The following is a 17,784-nucleotide window of genomic DNA, read 5'->3' as shown; positions in this document are numbered from 1 at the left end:
AAACTATTGGCCTTGCGTAGAGACGGAGGCAGCGCGAATCACCGGCATCGAGCCCGCCATGACCGGTTGTTGCGCGAATTGCTGGTGGGCTTCCAGATATTGATCGAGACTTGCGTCACGGATGATGTTGGCGTCCTGCGCGATCGGCTGGACTGCCGCAGGCACCGACGCGATCGCCACGCGCTGCACCGAATCGCCATGCGACTGGATCGACGCGATCTGCGCACCCGGACCGCCCGGCACGCCTTGCAGTTGCGGCACGACAATCCACGTCAGCGTGACCGCGGCGGCAGCCACGGCAAAAGCCGGCACGACACGGCGGCGCAGCGCCAGCAAGCGGCGCGCGACCGGTATTGCGGCGGGCGCAAGCACGTGCGCCTCGCTTTCGAAGCGCGCGGCGAAACCGTTCAGGAACGCACTGCTCGTCGCGGGGCTGAACGCCAGATCGTCGGAACGCAACGCGTCGCCGATCAGGTGATAGCTCGACCACGCGGCGCGATCTTCGCCGTCCAGCCCGGAAAGAAACTTGTCCAGATTCAGATGCTCTTCGCCGAACAGCTCACCGTCCACAAAAGCTGACAGACGCTCGCCGCGCGAACTGGCTTGCGATTGCATCGAGACCGACCCCATGATGCTCCCCATCTTACGAATACCCCGTAGTGACACCACTAATCCAGATATTGCACCCATGCCCCGGTCGGCCGGCTGGGAATTACCAGCGCTTGCCTTCGGGTGTGTCAAGCAACGGACGCAATTTTGCCGCAATGGCTTCGCGAGCGCGGAAAATTCGTGATCTGACGGTGCCGATTGGGCAACCCATCATCTCAGCGATTTCCTCGTAGCTCAAACCTTCAATTTCACGAAGAGTAATGGCGGTGCGCAACTCTTCCGGTAAAACCGCCATCGCAGCATTGACCGTCTCAGCGATCTGCTTGCTCATCAACATCGACTCAGGCGTGTTGATATCCCTTAGTTGGTCGGCGTCCGAGAAAGTTTCAGCTTCTTCAGCATCTGCTTCGGTCGAAGTCGGTGCGCGCCGCCCCTGGGTGGCAAGGTAGTTCTTTGCCGTGTTGACCGCAATCCGGTACAACCACGTATAAAAGGCCGATTCCCCGCGAAATTGCGGTAACGCCCGATACGCCTTGATAAAGGCGTCCTGCGCTACGTCTTCCACTTCGGCGGGATCCCGCACGAGGCGCGAGATCAGCCGGAGAATCTTGCGGTGGTATTTGGAGACCAGAAGCTCGAACGCGGCCTTGTCGCCCTTCTGGACGCGTTCGACCAGCACCTGATCAATTTCTTTTTCGCTCACCTGATAAATCCGTTAACTATAGGGCGCATGGCGGGGCACCATTGTAGCTTCCCCATCATTTGGGTACGTTACTCCGGTAACAGCGGTTACAGTCGTTACAGTCAGGCGCCGGCGGCACGTCGGCCCAGCACCGACAGTTCCCGGAAGACGGGCGCCGGAAGTGCGTCGGCGGCAAGCAGCAAGGTGCTCGCACGCCCCTGTTCCGGCTTGAGCGCGAGGACCAGCAAACGGTCGCTCCACTGCGCACAGCCGGCAATCCGCCCCCGCGCCAGCAGCGTGCCTGCCCGGCCCCAGACGGCTAGCTCGTCGCGCCCGATTCTTAGCGTAACCGGCTGCGCCCGCTCATGCCTGATCGCGCAAAGCGTCAGCAGCGCTCCCACGGCGAGCGTCAACGGAACGGCCTGCCACGCGCCCAGATGCGACGCGATGCCGGTGTAAGCGGCCGACGTCGCAGTCAGCACGAAGATCCCCAACGCAACGCGCATGGCGAAGGAGCGACGGAGCACAATCCGCTGCGTCGCTCCTTCGGGCGTTGCCGGTGCAAGGGGGAACGCCGGCAGAGTCGGCGTCGTCGACTGGCGCGTCACCCGCTTTCAGGCGATCAGGCGCGCTTGAAGACCAGCGTGCCGTTCGTGCCGCCGAAGCCGAACGAGTTCTTCAGCGCGACGTCGATCTTCATCTCCCGCGCGGTGTTCGCACAGTAGTCGAGATCGCAGGCCGGATCCTGATTGAAGATGTTGATGGTCGGCGGCGACACCTGATGATGCACGGCCAGCACGGTGAACACCGACTCCAGACCGCCGGCGCCGCCCAACAGGTGCCCCGTCATCGACTTGGTCGAGTTCACGACCATGTCTTTGGCGTGATCGCCGAAGGCGCGCTTGATGCCGGTGGTCTCAGCCAGGTCGCCGAGCGGCGTGGACGTGCCGTGCGCGTTCAGGTAATTCACCTGATCTGAATTGATGCCCGCATTCTTCATCGCGGCCAGCATGCAGCGGCGTGCGCCGTCGCCGTCTTCCAGTGGCGCGGTCATGTGATAGGCGTCGCCACTCATCCCATAGCCGCCGACTTCGGCGTAAATCTTCGCGCCGCGCGCCTTCGCGTGTTCGTACTCTTCGAGCACCATCACGCCCGCGCCTTCGCCCAGCACGAAACCGTCGCGATCCTTGTCCCACGGACGGCTCGCGGTGGCCGGGTCGTCATTGCGCTGCGACAGCGCGCGCGCCGCCGCAAAGCCGCCGATACCGAGCGGCGACACGGTGGATTCCGCACCGCCCGCGATCATCACGTCGGCGTCGCCGTATTCGATCAGGCGCGAAGCCTCGCCGATGCAGTGCAGACCCGTGGTACATGCAGTGACGATCGCGAGATTCGGACCCTTGATGCCGAACTTGATCGACAGATGGCCGGAGATCATGTTGATGATCGACGCCGGCACGAAGAACGGCGAAATACGGCGCGGGCCGCGATTGAGCAGCTCGGTTTGCGTCACTTCGATCATCGGCAGGCCGCCGATGCCCGAACCGACCACCACGCCGATGCGCTCCGAATTCTCGTCGGTGACTTCGAGGCCGCTGTCCTGCATCGCCTGGATGCCCGCAGCCACGCCGTAATGGATGAACGTATCCATATGGCGCGCTTCCTTACCGGGGATGTAGTCCTCGATATTGAAGCCCTTCACCTCGCCGGCGAAACGAGTCGAAAAGTTCGACGCATCGAACTTCGTGATATCGGCAATACCTGACTTGCCGGCGACCAGATTGGCCCAGCCGTCGGCAACATTATTGCCAACAGGCGAAATCAGCCCCAGGCCTGTAACAACAACACGACGGCGGCTCACGGTAACCCCTTTTTCATAGATGACAAAAGCAAAAGCCACAGCGGCCACAGGAATCTGCCCTGTGTGCCCTGTGGCTGTTAAGTCGGCAATCGCGCGAAAAGTTGCGCTGTCAACATCGCTGGCTCCTGCACGGCAAAAAGCGCCAACCCTGCTGGCGTCGGCAACCGACACGGCAGGGCGTCATACGCCGCCAACGCAGAAACGCAGGCGCGAATGACTTTAGGCCTTGACGTTCGCGCGAGCGTAGTCGATCGCTTGCTGAACGGTGGTGATCTTCTCGGCTTCTTCATCCGGAATTTCCATGCCGAATTCGTCTTCGAGGGCCATCACGAGCTCAACGGTGTCGAGCGAGTCGGCGCCGAGGTCGTTCACGAACGAAGCTTCGTTCTTGATTTCAGCTTCTGCAACTCCCAGTTGTTCTGCGACGATCTTCTTGACGCGCTGTTCGATATTGTCCATTACCCCTCCAAGGGAAAAGAAGTTCAAAAATACAGGTGCGCGCATTTTATCAGGTTTGACCCGGCAAAAAGCAGCGCATCGGGTTCATGTCAAGGCATGCGCCTTACGCTTTTGCAAACGCATCAAGGCGCGGATAGTAACCGAATTTGGTTACTACATGTACATTCCGCCGTTCACATGCAGTGTCGTGCCAGTGATATAGCCCGCTTGCGGCGACGCCAGGAACGCGACGGCATGCGCGATATCTTCCGGGCTGCCGAGACGGCCCAGCGGAATCTGCGTCTTCAATGCGGTCTGCTGCTCTTCCGGCAAGCCTTTGGTCATGTCGGTATCGATGAAGCCCGGCGCGACGCAATTCACGGTGATGTTGCGGCTGCCGATCTCGCGTGCGAGCGAGCGCGTCATGCCCGCGACGCCCGCTTTAGCGGCCGCGTAGTTGATCTGCCCCGGGTTGCCGGACGAGCCGACCACCGAGGTGATGTTGATGATGCGGCCGCCCTTCGCTTTCATCATCGGGCGCAGCACCGCGCGCGACAGTCGGAACACCGACTTGAGGTTGGTGTCGATCACCGCGTCCCAGTCGTCGTCCTTCATGCGCATGGCGAGCTGATCCTGCGTGATGCCGGCGTTGTTCACCAGCACGTGCAGCGCGCCGAATTCCTTCACCGTACCGTCGATCAGCGCTTCCGCCGCGGCTGCGTCGTTCACGTTGAGCACCGCGCCGCGGCCGTTCACGCCGGCCGCATTAAACGCTTCGGTGATCGCCGTGGCGCCGCTTTCGCTGGTCGCCGTGCCGATCACCGTCGCGCCCTGGCGCGCCAGTTCCAATGCGATCGCACGGCCAATGCCGCGCGAGGCGCCCGTCACGATTGCGATCTGCTTGTCGAGTGTCTTTTCCATCTGTCGTCCGGATGCCCGTTCGGAGGGCTGATTGATTCCTGATGCCGATGCGTGATGCGGCTTGATGCGTCCGGCTGGATGCGTCTATTAAGCGCAGGTCTTCCGGCGCCTACGAGACGCGGCCTTCAACCTGCCGTCACGAGCTTCAGCGTTTCTTCGAGCGACGCCGGGTCGAACACCGACGCGCCCGCCAGATTGCCGTCGATACGCCTGGTCAAACCCGCAAGGACCTTGCCCGGACCGCATTCGATCACGTGCGTGACGCCTTGAGCCGCCATCGCCTGAACGCTTTCGACCCAGCGCACCGCGCCGGCCGCCTGGCGCACCAGCGCGTCCTTGATCCCAGCCGGTTCGTTGACCACGGCGACGTCGACGTTGTTGATGACGGAAATCGCCGGCACTTGCACGTTGACGCTCGCCAGATACTCGCGCAACTGATCGGACGCCGGCTTGAGCAGCGACGAATGGAACGGCGCCGACACCGGCAGCGGCAACGCGCGCTTGGCGCCCTTTGCCTTGGCGACTTCGCAAGCCTTTTCGACCGCGGCCCTATGACCCGCGATCACGACTTGCGCCGGCGCATTGAAATTCACCGCTTCGACGACACCCGCCACCGACGCTTCCGCGCACACCGCGCGCACCGTGTCGTCGTCGAGGCCGAGAATCGCGGCCATGGCGCCTTCGCCGACCGGCACAGCCGTTTGCATCGCTTGCGCGCGAAACCGCACGAGCGGCACGGCATCGCGGAACGCGATCGCGCCGGCCGCGACCAGCGCGGTGTATTCGCCCAGGCTATGGCCCGCGACGATCGCCGGCGCCGGGCCGCCAACCTGCTGCCACGCGCGATAGATCGCATAGGCCGCGGTCAGCATAACGGGCTGGGTATTGGTGGTGAGGTTCAGATCTTCGGCGGGGCCTTCGGCGATCAGCTTGCCGAGGTCCTGATTGAGCGCGTCGGACGCTTCCTGAACCGTCTCGCGCACGATTGCGTGTTCGGCGAATGCGTTGAGCATGCCGACCGTCTGCGAGCCCTGCCCAGGAAAAACGAACGCAAATTTCATATCGTCCCCAAATTCGATTTAATCAGATGCGGGCGGCGCGCGGCGTCGACCTCACGCCAGCGCGCGGGCGCCGCGAACAGCGCCCCTCGATGCGCCGCCGCTATCAGAAGCGGATAACCGACGCGCCCCATGTGAAGCCGCCGCCGACGCCTTCGATCAGCACGTTCTGCCCGCGCTTGATGCGGCCGTCGCGCACCGCGACGTCGAATGCGAGCGGAATGGACGCTGCCGACGTATTGCCGTGCTCGCCCACCGTGACGACCATGCGCTCCTGCGGCAAGCCGAGCTTGCGGCAGGTGCTTTGCATGATGCGGATATTGGCCTGATGCGGAATCAGCCAGTCGATCTGCCCAGCCTTCAGATTGGCTTTCTCGAGCGCCTCGACCGCGACCTTTTCGAGCACATTGACGGCGAGCTTGAACACTGCCTGCCCGTCCATATGCAGGAACGCGCTGCCGGCCACCACACCGCCGTTCACGTTGCCCGGCGTGCAGAGAATGTTCGAATGGCTGCCGTCCGCGTGCAATGCGCTGGCGAGCACGCCCGGTTGTTCGGACGCCTGCAGGATCACCGCGCCCGCGCCGTCGCCGAACAGCACGCAGGTGGTGCGGTCTTTGAAATCGAGAATGCGCGAGAAGGTTTCCGCACCGATCACGAGCGCCGTGCGATGCTGACCGCTGCGAATGAAGCTGTCCGCCGTCGCGACTGCATATGCGAAGCCGGAACAGACGGCCTGCACGTCGAACGCGGCGCCGTGGTTCTTGATGCCGAGCTTGTTCTGCAACAGGCACGCCGTGCTCGGAAACACGAAGTCCGGCGTGGAGGTCGCGACGATGATCAGGTCGATGGATTGCGGATCGACATCTGCTGCTTCGATCGCGCGCTGCGCCGCGATCAAGGACAGATCGCTGGTCGTGACATCAGGTTCGGCGAAGTGACGCGCATGGATGCCCGTGCGGGCAACGATCCATTCGTCGCTCGTCTCGACGCCCTGGCTGGCGAGACGTTCAGCCAGATCCTGATTGGTGACGCGGTTAGGCGGCAGATAGCTGCCGGTACCCAGCACGCGGGAATAAATTGTGGATTGAGCCATTATGCCTTCGAGGATTGCGCAGCGTAGGGCTCGGCAGGCTGGCCTGCGATCGGGCTTGCGTGACCCGCACCGCTAGCGTCGCGCGCAGCCTGTTCGAGAGAACCTGCGTTCTCTTCCATCGCTCGCGCAAGGCGCTCCAGCACGCCGTTTTTGACGGCATCATACCCGCGTTTGATAGCCCACTCAAACCCGTAGGCGTCGGCGGAACCGTGGCTTTTGATCACCAGTCCACGCAGACCGAGCAGCGCGGCACCATTGTATTGCCGATGATCGACGCGTTTCTTGAAACGCATCAATACCGGCAGTGCAAGCACCGCCATCACCTTGGTGAGCCATGAACGGCCGAACTCTTCCTTGATGATGTTGGACAACATTTGCGCGAGACCTTCCGACGTCTTCAGCGCGACATTGCCGACAAAACCGTCGCAGACGATCACGTCGACCGTGCCCTTGAAGATGTCGTTACCTTCGACGTTGCCGTGAAAGTTAAGTGTACTCGCGCGCAGCAGTTCACCGGCACGTTTGATGGTGTCGTTGCCCTTGATGACTTCTTCGCCGATGTTGAGCAGCCCGATGGTGGGCCGCTCGCGGCCTTCGAGCGCCGACACGAGCGCGTGCCCCATCTCGGCGAACTGCAGCAGATGCTGCGGCTCGCAGTCGACGTTGGCGCCCAGGTCGAGCATCATCGTGTAGCCATTGGGATTCGGCAGTGCGGACGCGATCGCCGGGCGTTCGATGCCCGACAGCGTCTTCAGCACGTAACGCGAGACCGCCATCAATGCGCCGGTGTTGCCGGCGGAAATGCAGGCTTGCGCGTCGCCTTCCTTGACGCGGTTCAGCGCCACGCGCATGGACGAATCTTTTTTCTTGCGCAGCGCGACCTCGACCGGATCGTCCATGGCGACGATTTCGGAAGCGGGCACAACGGTCAGCGCCGGCAGGTCCTGAGCCTTCAACTTCTTCAGCTGCGCACGAATCGCACTTTCAATGCCGACGAGCAGCAACTGCGCATCGGGATGCGAACGAACGAAGTTGACGGCAGCGGGAACGGTCACGGACGGACCGTGGTCGCCTCCCATGCAATCTATCGTGAGCTTTACTGTCATGGAGTGCGACGAATTTCAGGCGCCCTGCATGGGATCGCAGCAGGCGCTAAAGCGCCAAGTGCGATCGACACAAAAAAGCGGCAGTTGAATGCCGCCTTTTTGCCGAGCCGGGAAAATGTCAAGCGAGCCAATCGCCACGCGAAACGCCAAGGGCGCAACGCAGTGAAACGATTAGTCGTTCTTCGTCTTGACGACTTTCTTGCCGCGATAGTAGCCGTTCGGGCTAATGTGGTGACGCAGATGCACTTCGCCCGTGCTCGGTTCCACGGCCAGCGGCGCCGCCGTCAGGAAATCGTGCGAACGGTGCATGCCGCGCTTCGACGGCGACTTCTTGTTTTGTTGAACTGCCATGACTAACTCCTAAAAATTTTCCGAATTCTAACACAGCCCGACCGGGTCTCCGCCATTGACCGAATGGCCAATGCGCCCGCATCGCGCTCCCATGCAACTGTTCAGCGCTTCTTGTCGCCCGGCTCACCGCGCTTGAGACCTTCGAGCGCCGCGAACGGATTGGGCCGCTCGGGCTCGCCGCCCTCGTCAGCCTGGTCCGGCGCGGCTTCGTCGCCCTCGCCTTCAGCACCGGCCACACCAGAGACGAGACTCTCGTGCACCTCGGGACAGACCTCGTGTTTTGGCACGAGCGGCAAGGAAAGCAGCAACTCTTCTTCGATCAAGTCGACGAGATCGAACTGGCGCGAGCCCACGATCACTTCGACTTCATCCTCGTCGAGCGGAAACTCTTCGGCTTCCGCCTCAGTGTTGACGATCCGGTAAGTTGCATCGACGTTGAACGCCTGCGAATACGGCGTCATGCACCGCTGACATTCGAGCCATGCGGCACCGTGAATCGCCATCCTCAAATAAGGCTGAGGACCCTCGGTGCCGTCATCCTGCAATTCCGGCTGCGTCGCCCCTTCAGCTTGCCAGGTGAACGCGGTATCGCGGTCTGGCGCTTCTGCCGGGACTTCGTTTAACATGCGCGGCAGTTGCGAGACGCGCACGACACCCGCGGCCTGGCGCGCACTCCGCGCAAATTCGAACAGATCGAGCTCATGCGGGTCGGACAGACCTGCAGGGTTGCCAGGATGTTGAGTCATGTGCGCTCCTGCGTCGGCGAGGATTTCGCCGGAGGTAAACCGCGAAGTTAAACCGGTTTGCGAGACAGCCCGCGAAGCCCCACGGCGTGGTGTTCAGATTGAATTCAACCGAACGCACCGAGACTCGCCTAGCGCAAGCATACCGATGAAAAGCCCAAAATCATATCCGTTTTGTCTTTTCGAGTCAAACACTTAAGCCCGTACGCGCGGAAGCTCCGCGCAACCCCGTACGCCTCGCCTCTCTAGCCGTTGGTTGACCATGCCTGATTCCCCCAATCGCCCGCCACGCCTGATTCTGGCGTCGAGCTCGCCGTATCGGCGCGAGCTGCTCGAACGCCTGCGCGTTCCGTTCGATGTCGTCGTGCCCGCCATCGACGAAACGCCGCTTGCCGGCGAAACACCCGAAGTCACCGCATTGCGGCTCGCCGAAGCCAAAGCGCGCGCCGTAGCGAGCGGGCTCGGCGCCGCCGACGCCGCGCTCATAATCGGCTCCGACCAGGTCGCCACCTACGACGGCCTGCAAATCGGCAAACCGGGCTCGCACGAAAAAGCGCTCACCCAATTGCAGGCGATGCGCGGCCGCGAAGTGCTATTTCATAGTGCGCTGTGTCTGTTCGACAGCGGCTCGGGCGCGGCGCAAACCGCCGACGTGATTACCCGCGTGCAATTTCGCCACCTGCCGGATGCCGCGCTTGAGGCCTACCTGCTAGCCGAAACGCCATACGACGTGGCGGGCAGCGCCAAATCCGAAGGGCTCGGCATCGCGCTGCTCGAAGCCATCCATTCCGACGATCCCACCGCCCTCGTCGGTCTGCCGTTGATCGCACTGTCGCGCATGTTGCTGGCAGTCGGCTATCCACTTTTGAGGGCATAAATGAGCGGCACGCTATATCTGATTCCGAACACACTCGGCGAAGGCGACACCGACGCGCTCGACGCCGTCCTGCCCGCGCCTGTGCGCGTCCGCGCGGCGGCGCTCCACTATTACATCGGCGAAAACGCGAAAACGACGCGCGCGTTCCTGAAGAAAGTCGGCACCGAACGGCCGATCCAGGAAATCGAGATCCGCGAACTGAACGTCAATACGCCGGCCGGCGAGATCGACAAGCTGCTCGCGCCGCTGCTCGCCGGCACCGACGCGGGCCTTGTCTCCGAAGCCGGCTGCCCCGCGGTCGCGGACCCGGGCGCGCTGCTGGTGCGCCGTGCGCATGAGCGCGGCGTCAAGGTCGTGCCGTTGGTCGGGCCGAGTTCGATTCTGCTGGCCCTGATGGCTTCGGGGCTCAACGGCCAGAGCTTCGCGTTCCACGGCTATCTGCCGGTCGACGCCACCGAACGCGCGAAGCGCCTGCGCGATCTGGAACAACAGTCGCGCAAAGGGAAGCAAACGCAGATTTTTATTGAGACGCCCTACCGGAATCGCGCGTTGCTCGACACGTTGCTGGCGACGTGCGCGCCGTCCACGCTCGTGTGCGTGGCAGTCGACCTGACGCTGGCGACGGAAACCATTGCCAGCCGCACCGTGACTGACTGGAAAAAGAAGCCGGCAATCGATCTGCATAAGCGGCCAGCCATCTTCCTGATTCTGGCGGTTTGACGCCGGCCGGAACGCGTAGAAGCGAAAACAACCAAGCCCCGCCCGATCGTCAGCGATCGCGCGGGGCTCTTTTACATACGGCCGATCAACGCAGGTTCAGCTTTGCGCCCAGCGCCATCGCATGAACGGCGCCATTGCCGACCGCCGCGCCGAACTTGCGCGCGACGCGATCGGTAATGCTCTCTTTTACCGTGTAATCGACGATATCCGGCGCCTTGAAAAGATCGCGCGCCACATAATCGGGGTCGCCGAACCCGTCGGCCAAGCCCAGTTCGACGCTCTTCTGGCCAGTCCAGAAAAGGCCCGAGAACATGTCCGGTGTTTCATGCAGACGTTTGCCGCGGCCCTGACGCACCGCGTCGATGAACTGCGCGTGGATCTGATCCAGTATAACTTGCGCATGTTCGTCCATCTTCGCCGTTTCCGGCGAGAACGGATCGAAAAAGGCCTTGTTCTCGCCTGATGTATGCAGACGACGCTGAATCCCCAGCTTGTCCATCAAGCCGGTGAAACCGAAGCTGTCCATCAGCACGCCGATCGAACCGACGATGCTCGCCTTGTCCACGAAGATCTTGTCCGCTGCCGCAGCCGCGTAATAGCCGCCCGACGCGCACATGTCGCCGACCACGACATACAGCGGAATCGCCGGATACTTGGCCCGCAAGCGACGAATCTCGTTGTAAATGATGCCCGCCTGCACCGGACTGCCACCCGGGCTGTTGCAGCGCAGGATCACGCCGGCAGTGCCCGAATCGTCGAACGCGCTTTGCAGTGCCGCGTTGATATCTTCGGCGTTCGCATTCGTATCTGCGGAGATTTCGCCGTCAAGTGCGATCATCGCCGTGTGACGGCCGGTGATCGCGACCCGGTCGCCGGAGAAACTGATCGCAGCCCATACGGCCAGCAGCAGGATGACGAGAAAGAGGAAACGAAAAAAAATCTTCCAGCGACGTGCCGCGCGCTGTTCGGTGATCGCCGCGAGCGCGATGCGCTCGAGCGCCGCCCGTTCCCAGCCGGGCTCATCGGCAGGCGTGCGGGTGTGGCCAGTCGGGGACGGATCCTTCGGCTCGGGAGTCAGATTGTCGGACATGCGGGGTTGTGGAAAGATCGAAGGGGAGAAAAATCAGGACGTGGCCGGGCGCAGTTCGCCATCAGGCAGCCAGAACACGGCGCGGCCTTCGGGCGTATCCCGCTCCTCAACCTGAACGGGACGCAATCTGCCGCCGCGGCACGGACCACCGACGCATTTGCCGGTATCCGGCGCGTAAATCGCACCATGTGTCGCGCACATCAAGTATAAACCGGACGATTCGAAGAACTGCCCCTCGGCCCAGTCGAGTTCCATGGGCACGTGGGCGCAGCGGTTCAGATAGCCGTACGCACGGCCGTCATAGCGAACAAAAAATACCACGGCGTCGCCGTTGCCGAGCCGCGCGGCGCGCCTCACGCCCGCGCCGCCGTCGACCAGCTCCTGCGCCGCGCAGATGCGCACGGCGTGCGCCGCCGCGTCGACCGCGTCCGTGCTCATGCGTTCTCTCGCAGCCAGGCGGACAACGCGCTCACGCTCGAGGCGACATATTTCGGCGACAGCGCGCTCAACGAGCCGGCCGGATGCGCGCCATAGGTCACGCCGATGCCCGCGACGCCCGCATTGATCGCCATTTGCAGATCGTGCGTCGTATCGCCGACCATCACCGTGCGCACCAGATCCTGCCCCAGTTCGCGAGTCAGTTCATGCAGCATCGCGGGATGCGGCTTCGAGAAGGTCTCGTCGGCGCAGCGGGTGCCGTCGAACAGGCTGGTCAGGTGCGACTGGTCGAGCGCACGATTCAGCCCGACGCGGCTCTTGCCCGTCGCCACGGCCAGCAGATAGCCCTGATCGCGCAATTCCTGCAGCATTGCGCGCACGCCGGCGAACAGCTCGGTGGTCTGATCCTTCACCAGATAGTGGAAACGGTAACGCTCGGCCAGACGCGGATAGTCGGCCGGATCGAGCGTGGGCGCGGCGATCTGCAGCGCATCGCGCAAGCCGAGGCCGATCACGTAACTCGCGGCTTCGTCGGCGGGAACCGGCAAGCCGAGATCGCGGCACGCCGCCTGGATGCTGCGCGTGATGTGCGCGGTCGAATCCATCAGCGTCCCGTCCCAGTCGAAGACGATCAGATCAAATTGCTCTCTAGCCATGCGGTGTCGTCTCCGGGTTTGACCCATTTCGTAATTCGTTGAGCTGCGCGATGAAGCTGCGGCAGTCGGCCGGCAGCGGCGCCTCGAACTGCAACGTTGCCCCGGTGGCCGGGTGCGCAAGCTTCAGCCGGTAAGCGTGCAGGAACATGCGCTTCAGACCCGGCTTGGCGTTCGAGCGCGCCAGCGCCTTGTTCAGCGCGAAGTCGCCGTATTTGGCGTCGCCGACGATCGGCAGTTCCAGATGCTGCAAGTGGACGCGAATCTGGTGCGTGCGGCCGGTCTTGAGCTCCGCCTCGAGCAGCGCGTACTCCGGCCAGCAGTCGATCAGATTGAACACCGTGTGCGACGCGAGCCCATCCGCCTGGACCCGCACGCGGCGCTCGCCGTCCGCGGTCAGATACTTGTGCAGCGGCTCCTTGACCGCGCGGCGGCGCCCCCAGTCGCTCGCCCACTCGCCGTGAACGCAAGCATAGTAGCGCTTATCCATTTTGTTCTCGCGAATCTGCTCGTGCAGATTGACGAGCGCGTTGCGCTTTTTGGCGAGCATCAGGATGCCGGAGGTCTCGCGATCCAGCCGATGCACCAGTTCGAGGAATTTCGCCTGCGGCCGCGCCTCGCGCATCTGCTCGATCACGCCGAACGCGACGCCGCTGCCGCCATGCACCGCCACGCCGGCCGGCTTGTCGATGACCAGCAGGTGGTCGTCTTCGAAAATGATCTGGAAGAGGCCGCTCGGCACCGGCGCTTGCGCGGCGGCCTCGTTCGGCTGCGCGACGCGGATGGGCGGCACGCGCACCAGATCGCCCAGCTCCAGACGATACTGCGCGTCTATCCGGCCCTTATTCACCCGCACTTCCCCACTGCGCAGGATGCGATAAATATGGCTCTTGGGCACGCCTTTACAGACGCGCAACAGGAAGTTGTCGATGCGCTGTCCGGCCGCGCTGTCGTCGATCTCGATCAACGAGACCTGGTCGCTTGCGACCGATTTCTGGGATATTTTGCCTAACTCTTTCATTCTGAATATAATTTGCCCAGCAGTCTGCGGCGGCCGGCGCAGTGTCCGGAATTCGGGCGGATTGCGCAGGTGCAAGCGATAAATCGTTATTTTACTTGCGCCGGGGTCTGGTTGCTCACCCCCAAATGAGATGCAGCAAGTTGCACGCACGAAGCCAGTGCCCGGCAGGGACGGCGCCCACAGGCGCGTTCGGTCAAGGTCGGCTTCGACGGTAACGGAATTTTGGTAAAAAAGAATCTAACTTTCAGCTTCGATATCGGGCGGTCTGACGCCCTGCTGTACGAAGCTGCAGGTTGCGAAAATACGGCGTGCGCCCGAGGCGTTTTGTAGAAAGTACAAGACATGGCGACGTCAAAATGAGGCGAGACACCCCCAGTAGGAAAAGACGCGCCGCCTGCGCGAACTTCCCACTGCGGCATGACCGCAGCCTTCGACCCTCCGGTCACGCGCCCAGTTGGCGCACCGGCGCGAGTGGATGAAGGCTTATGAAGGTCTGCCGGCAGAACCCGCGGCGTGTCGGGTCGTTATTTGAAGCCGTGTTCGCATGTGCCCTGCGGCACCGCGCCCATTTTTTAATGGGGCCGGGCCCTCTCAGGCAATTCTCCCGCCAATTTTCCCGCTCCAGCGTGCTTGTGAAAACACAATAAGGCGCGGCATGCCGCTGCCCTCCCGGCTCTCGCGACTGACAACCGCGCAGCCGGGGGCAGGCTAAGCCGCTCTGGAGTCGTTCAATGAAACGAATGTTGTTCAATGCGACGCAGCAGGAAGAACTGCGCGTTGCCATCGTCGATGGGCAAAAACTCATCGATATCGACATCGAAACTGCCGGCCGCGAACAGCGCAAAGGCAATATTTACAAGGGCATCATTACCCGCATCGAGCCGTCGCTCGAAGCCTGTTTCGTCAACTACGGCGAAGACCGTCACGGCTTCCTGCCGTTCAAGGAAGTCGCCCGCCAGTATTTCCGCGACGGCGTCGACATGCGCTCCGCACGCATCCAGGACGCGCTGAAAGAAGGTCAGGAACTGATCGTCCAGGTCGAAAAGGAAGAGCGCGGCAACAAGGGGGCGGCCCTCACCACCTTCATCTCGCTCGCCGGCCGGTATCTGGTTCTGATGCCGAACAACCCGCGCGGCGGCGGCGTGTCGCGCCGCATCGAAGGCGACGACCGTCAGGAACTGCGCGAAACCATGGCGCAGCTGCAATTGCCGGAAGGCATGAGCATCATCGCGCGCACCGCCGGCATCGGCCGCAGCGCCGAAGAACTGCAATGGGACCTGAACTACCTGATGCAGCTGTGGCGCGCGATCGAAGCCGCGTCGCAAAGCGGTTCCAGCGGCCAGCCGATGCTGATTTATCTCGAATCGAGCCTCGTGATCCGCGCGATTCGCGACTATTTCCAGCCGGACATCGGCGAAATCCTGATCGACACCACCGAAATCCATGACCAGGCCCGAGCCTTCATGGACATCGTGATGCCGGACAACGTCAGCAAGGTGAAGCGGTATCACGACGACGTGCCGCTCTTCTCGCGCTTCCAGATCGAACACCAGATCGAAACGGCGTACTCGCGCACGGTGCCGCTGCCCTCGGGCGGCGCGATCGTGATCGACCACACCGAAGCGCTGGTCGCGATCGACGTGAACTCGGCGCGCGCCACCAAGGGTGCGGACATCGAGGAAACGGCCGCGCGCACCAACCTCGAAGCCGCCGACGAAGTCGCCCGCCAGTTGCGCCTGCGCGACCTGGGCGGCCTGATCGTGATCGACTTCATCGACATGGAGTCGGCCAAGAGCCAGCGCGAAGTCGAGCAGCGCCTGAAAGACGCGCTGAAGCACGACCGCGCGCGCGTCCAGATGGGCAAGATCTCGCGCTTCGGCCTGATGGAACTGTCGCGTCAGCGTCTGCGCCCGGCGCTGTCGGAAGGCAGCCACGTGACCTGCCCGCGCTGTAACGGCACGGGCCACATCCGCGATACCGAATCGTCCGCGCTGCAAGTGCTGCGGATCATTCAGGAAGAAGCGATGAAGGAAAACACCGCGGCAATCCATTGCCAGGTGCCGGTCGAAGTGACCGCCTTCCTGTTGAACGAAAAACGCGCCGAAATCAACAAGATCGAGTCGCGTTTCAAGGTCAATGTCGTGCTGATCCCGAACAAGCACCTCGACACGCCGCATTACAAGCTCGAGCGCCTGCGTCACGACGATGCGCGCCTCGACGATCCGCGTGCTTCGTGGAAGATGGCCGAAGAAGCGGCCCGCGAACTGGAATCGGAAACCGGTTACAGCAAGCGCACCGAGGAAGTGAAGCCGAAGCAGGAAGCGGCGGTCAAGGGCATCACGCCTGAAAAGCCGGCGCCGAGCGCGCCGCTTCGTCCAGCGGCAGCCCCGGCTCCAGTCGCGGTGACGCCGGCGAGCGGCGGTTTCATCGGCTGGCTGAAGAATCTGTTCGGCATGCAGCCGGCCGCACCGGCGCCTGTCGCACCGGCTACGACCGACAAGCAGGCGCGTCCGCAACGCGGCGAACGCACGGAGCGCGGTGAGCGCACCGGCGAACGCAACCGCAATCGCCGTAGTGGCACGGCGGGCCGCGGCGAAGGCACGGGCGGCGGCCGTCAGGCTCAAGGCCAGCAGCCGTCGCAGCGTCGCGAAGAACGCGAACCGCGTGAAGGCCGTGAGGTGCGTGAAGCACGCGAAGGCCGTGAGCCGCGCGAAGCTCGCGAGCCGCGTGGCAATCGTGAAGCGCGTGAGCCGCGTGAGGCCCGCGAAGGCCGTGAACCGCGTGAACCGCGCGAAACACGTGAGCCGCGTGAAGGTCGCGAGGGCCGCGAAGCCCGTGATCGCGACAATCGCGGCGCCGACCGTGCGGAAGCGGTGGAAGGCGCACCGCGCGCCGAGCGTGGCGAACGTCAGGAGCGCGGCGAGCGCCGTGAACGTGGCGAGCGTGCTGAACGTGGCGAACGCCGCAAGCAGCAAACGGAAACCACGGATGCACTGACGACGCAACCCGACGCGCAAGCAGCGGACGAACTGGCGCGCAGCCAGGTCACGCTGGGCGAAAACGGTGCGCCGGTCGATCAGGAAGCGGTGGCGCCTGAAGGTGAAGAGCGTCGTCGTCGCCGTCGCGGCCGTCGCGGTGGCCGTCGTGAGCGTGAAGAGGACGTGAACGGCAACCTCGCAGCGGACGTCGCGGAAGCCGAAGGCGACACCGTCAGCGTGAGCGACGAAGCGCCGGTGCGCACGGCTCATCAGCCGGTCGAGCACAAGGCCGAGGTTAGCGAAGCGAAGGAAGTGACGCCAGCGGAAGTGGTGGTCGCCGCTGTCCCGACCGAAACCGTCGCCGTGACCGAACTGCATGCTGCAACTGAAACGCCGGCTCTGCCCGTCGAGAAGGCCGCGAAGACGGAAACGGTGGTACCGGTCGAGCAAGCACCGACCGCACCGGCAGCGGTAGAGCCGGTCGTGCAAGCACCGGTGGCGCAAGCCGCCGTGGCGCCGGTCGAGGCGGCGCAAGCCGCACCGGCCGCCAGCGAGACGGTTTCGCTGGTCGAACCGGTCGCTCGTGCCGAAGCTCCGGCTCAAGCGCATGTCGAAGCGCCGGTAGTTGCGCCGGCCGTCGAAGCGCAAGCCGCACCGGCTCCTATCGAAACCGCGGCTCCGGCCGTGGTGGCTGAAGCACTGGCTGGTGCGCCGGCGCCGCAAGCCGAGATCGTCGCAGCGCAACCGGCAGTGGTTGCACCGGCGGCAGAACCGGCAGCGATCGAGCCGGCGCCTGTCGCCGCTGCACCGCAGGCACCGCGTAGCGGCGCCGTGTCGGCGGAAGCCCTGAAGCCGGTACTGGAACAAGCCGGTCTCGTCTGGGTGAACACCGACGCCGCCAAGCTGCGTGCCGCGCAGGAAGCTGCTGCGCAGACCATCAAGCCGGCGCGCGTGGTGCGTGAGCGCAAACCGTTGCCGCCGCTCGACAGCGCGCCGATGCAGCAAGTGGAAACGGGCAAGCACCCGCACTAAGCTGCCCCGCCGCACTCAAAAAGCCCGCCCTCACCGGCGGGCTTTTTGCTCTTATGGATGTGCCAACGGCAGGCCGGATGCGCCGCGCCATGCCACTCCCCGTAAACCCC

18 protein-coding genes are annotated in these 17,784 nt (G+C 63.3%); 3 read left to right on the top strand and 15 right to left on the bottom strand.

Features of this window, described 5'->3' with window-relative positions; translation table 11 throughout:
• Positions 1-3: 3 nt before the first annotated feature.
• The 11 genes from HV744_RS32140 to HV744_RS32090 form a co-directional block, all read right to left on the bottom strand.
• Complete coding sequence (locus tag HV744_RS32140; protein WP_175153350.1) at positions 4-630, bottom strand: sigma-E factor negative regulatory protein; 627 nt, start codon at positions 628-630, stop codon at positions 4-6.
• Between the two features lie 82 nt (positions 631-712).
• On the bottom strand, positions 713-1,312 hold the full coding sequence (gene rpoE / locus HV744_RS32135) for an RNA polymerase sigma factor RpoE (protein ID WP_006051939.1): 600 nt from the start codon (positions 1,310-1,312) through the stop codon (positions 713-715).
• Positions 1,313-1,413: 101 nt separating this feature from the next.
• Positions 1,414-1,797 carry a hypothetical protein gene (locus HV744_RS32130; protein ID WP_175153365.1) on the bottom strand — a complete coding sequence of 128 codons (384 nt, stop codon included), beginning with the start codon at positions 1,795-1,797 and terminating at the stop codon, positions 1,414-1,416.
• A gap of 116 nt (positions 1,798-1,913) precedes the next feature.
• Positions 1,914-3,152: a beta-ketoacyl-ACP synthase II gene (fabF, locus tag HV744_RS32125; RefSeq protein WP_175153349.1), complete on the bottom strand. Its 1,239-nt coding sequence runs from the start codon at positions 3,150-3,152 to the stop codon at positions 1,914-1,916.
• Positions 3,153-3,371: 219 nt separating this feature from the next.
• Positions 3,372-3,611, bottom strand: a complete 240-nt coding sequence (gene acpP / locus HV744_RS32120; protein WP_004197638.1) for an acyl carrier protein — start codon at positions 3,609-3,611, stop codon at positions 3,372-3,374.
• A 153-nt stretch (positions 3,612-3,764) separates the two neighbouring features.
• Positions 3,765-4,511 carry a 3-oxoacyl-ACP reductase FabG gene (gene fabG, locus HV744_RS32115; protein ID WP_175153348.1) on the bottom strand — a complete coding sequence of 249 codons (747 nt, stop codon included), beginning with the start codon at positions 4,509-4,511 and terminating at the stop codon, positions 3,765-3,767.
• Between the two features lie 125 nt (positions 4,512-4,636).
• Positions 4,637-5,572 (bottom strand): ACP S-malonyltransferase, encoded by a 936-nt coding sequence (gene fabD / locus HV744_RS32110; protein ID WP_175153347.1) that lies wholly within the window; start codon positions 5,570-5,572, stop codon positions 4,637-4,639.
• 103 nt (positions 5,573-5,675) lie between these two features.
• The gene (locus HV744_RS32105; RefSeq protein ID WP_175153346.1) at positions 5,676-6,665 is read right to left on the bottom strand and encodes a beta-ketoacyl-ACP synthase III; all 990 of its coding nucleotides are present in this window, start codon (positions 6,663-6,665) and stop codon (positions 5,676-5,678) included.
• On the bottom strand, positions 6,665-7,771 hold the full coding sequence (plsX, locus tag HV744_RS32100) for a phosphate acyltransferase PlsX (RefSeq protein WP_175153345.1): 1,107 nt from the start codon (positions 7,769-7,771) through the stop codon (positions 6,665-6,667). The genes HV744_RS32105 and plsX overlap by 1 nt, the downstream gene beginning before the upstream one ends.
• Positions 7,772-7,942: 171 nt before the next feature.
• On the bottom strand, positions 7,943-8,122 hold the full coding sequence (gene rpmF / locus HV744_RS32095; protein WP_006401275.1) for a 50S ribosomal protein L32: 180 nt from the start codon (positions 8,120-8,122) through the stop codon (positions 7,943-7,945).
• Positions 8,123-8,223: 101 nt separating this feature from the next.
• Entirely contained in the window at positions 8,224-8,868 is a 645-nt protein-coding gene (locus tag HV744_RS32090) for a DUF177 domain-containing protein (RefSeq protein ID WP_175153344.1), read from the bottom strand.
• 259 nt (positions 8,869-9,127) lie between these two features.
• On the opposite strand from HV744_RS32090, the gene HV744_RS32085 reads away from it, so the two are divergent.
• Positions 9,128-9,742, top strand: a complete 615-nt coding sequence (locus tag HV744_RS32085; RefSeq protein WP_175153343.1) for a Maf-like protein — start codon at positions 9,128-9,130, stop codon at positions 9,740-9,742.
• Positions 9,743-10,462, top strand: coding sequence for an SAM-dependent methyltransferase (locus tag HV744_RS32080; protein WP_175153342.1), 720 nt, complete (start codon positions 9,743-9,745; stop codon positions 10,460-10,462).
• Between the two features lie 85 nt (positions 10,463-10,547).
• Here the strand turns inward: HV744_RS32080 and HV744_RS32075 are convergent, their stop codons facing one another.
• From HV744_RS32075 to HV744_RS32060, 4 genes are read right to left on the bottom strand one after another with little or no spacing between them, the layout of a single operon-like run.
• Positions 10,548-11,552, bottom strand: a complete 1,005-nt coding sequence (locus tag HV744_RS32075; protein WP_175153341.1) for a S49 family peptidase — start codon at positions 11,550-11,552, stop codon at positions 10,548-10,550.
• 33 nt (positions 11,553-11,585) lie between these two features.
• Positions 11,586-11,990, bottom strand: a complete 405-nt coding sequence (locus HV744_RS32070) for a Rieske (2Fe-2S) protein (RefSeq protein WP_175153340.1) — start codon at positions 11,988-11,990, stop codon at positions 11,586-11,588.
• Positions 11,987-12,646 carry an HAD-IA family hydrolase gene (locus HV744_RS32065; RefSeq protein ID WP_175153339.1) on the bottom strand — a complete coding sequence of 220 codons (660 nt, stop codon included), beginning with the start codon at positions 12,644-12,646 and terminating at the stop codon, positions 11,987-11,989. The genes HV744_RS32070 and HV744_RS32065 overlap by 4 nt, the downstream gene beginning before the upstream one ends.
• Positions 12,639-13,664: an RluA family pseudouridine synthase gene (locus tag HV744_RS32060; RefSeq protein ID WP_175153338.1), complete on the bottom strand. Its 1,026-nt coding sequence runs from the start codon at positions 13,662-13,664 to the stop codon at positions 12,639-12,641. Before HV744_RS32060 ends, HV744_RS32065 begins: the two co-directional genes overlap by 8 nt.
• Before the next feature lie 731 nt (positions 13,665-14,395).
• Here HV744_RS32060 and HV744_RS32055 point away from each other — a divergent pair.
• A complete protein-coding gene (locus HV744_RS32055; protein WP_175153337.1) occupies positions 14,396-17,674 on the top strand; it encodes an Rne/Rng family ribonuclease in 3,279 nt (1,092 codons plus the stop codon).
• Positions 17,675-17,784: the final 110 nt, after the last annotated feature.

This window comes from Paraburkholderia ultramafica (assembly GCF_902859915.1).
Taxonomy (GTDB): Bacteria; Pseudomonadota; Gammaproteobacteria; order Burkholderiales; family Burkholderiaceae; genus Paraburkholderia; species Paraburkholderia ultramafica.
This window is presented reverse-complemented; position numbering and strand designations above follow the sequence as displayed.

Excerpts from the sequence above, each read along its gene's own strand:
- fabD (WP_175153347.1), bottom strand. The coding sequence starts at position 5,572 with ATGAAATTTGCGTTCGTTTTTCCTGGGCAGGGCTCGCAGACGGTCGGC.
- HV744_RS32075 (WP_175153341.1), bottom strand. The coding sequence starts at position 11,552 with ATGTCCGACAATCTGACTCCCGAGCCGAAGGATCCGTCCCCGACTGGC.
- HV744_RS32140 (WP_175153350.1), bottom strand. The coding sequence starts at position 630 with ATGGGGTCGGTCTCGATGCAATCGCAAGCCAGTTCGCGCGGCGAGCGT.
- HV744_RS32055 (WP_175153337.1), top strand. The coding sequence starts at position 14,396 with ATGAAACGAATGTTGTTCAATGCGACGCAGCAGGAAGAACTGCGCGTT.
- HV744_RS32130 (WP_175153365.1), bottom strand. The coding sequence starts at position 1,797 with ATGCGCGTTGCGTTGGGGATCTTCGTGCTGACTGCGACGTCGGCCGCT.
- HV744_RS32085 (WP_175153343.1), top strand. The coding sequence starts at position 9,128 with ATGCCTGATTCCCCCAATCGCCCGCCACGCCTGATTCTGGCGTCGAGC.
- acpP (WP_004197638.1), bottom strand. The coding sequence starts at position 3,611 with ATGGACAATATCGAACAGCGCGTCAAGAAGATCGTCGCAGAACAACTG.
- HV744_RS32060 (WP_175153338.1), bottom strand. The coding sequence starts at position 13,664 with ATGAAAGAGTTAGGCAAAATATCCCAGAAATCGGTCGCAAGCGACCAG.
- rpmF (WP_006401275.1), bottom strand. The coding sequence starts at position 8,122 with ATGGCAGTTCAACAAAACAAGAAGTCGCCGTCGAAGCGCGGCATGCAC.
- HV744_RS32105 (WP_175153346.1), bottom strand. The coding sequence starts at position 6,665 with ATGGCTCAATCCACAATTTATTCCCGCGTGCTGGGTACCGGCAGCTAT.
- fabG (WP_175153348.1), bottom strand. The coding sequence starts at position 4,511 with ATGGAAAAGACACTCGACAAGCAGATCGCAATCGTGACGGGCGCCTCG.
- HV744_RS32090 (WP_175153344.1), bottom strand. The coding sequence starts at position 8,868 with ATGACTCAACATCCTGGCAACCCTGCAGGTCTGTCCGACCCGCATGAG.
- HV744_RS32070 (WP_175153340.1), bottom strand. The coding sequence starts at position 11,990 with ATGAGCACGGACGCGGTCGACGCGGCGGCGCACGCCGTGCGCATCTGC.
- HV744_RS32065 (WP_175153339.1), bottom strand. The coding sequence starts at position 12,646 with ATGGCTAGAGAGCAATTTGATCTGATCGTCTTCGACTGGGACGGGACG.
- plsX (WP_175153345.1), bottom strand. The coding sequence starts at position 7,771 with ATGACAGTAAAGCTCACGATAGATTGCATGGGAGGCGACCACGGTCCG.
- HV744_RS32080 (WP_175153342.1), top strand. The coding sequence starts at position 9,743 with ATGAGCGGCACGCTATATCTGATTCCGAACACACTCGGCGAAGGCGAC.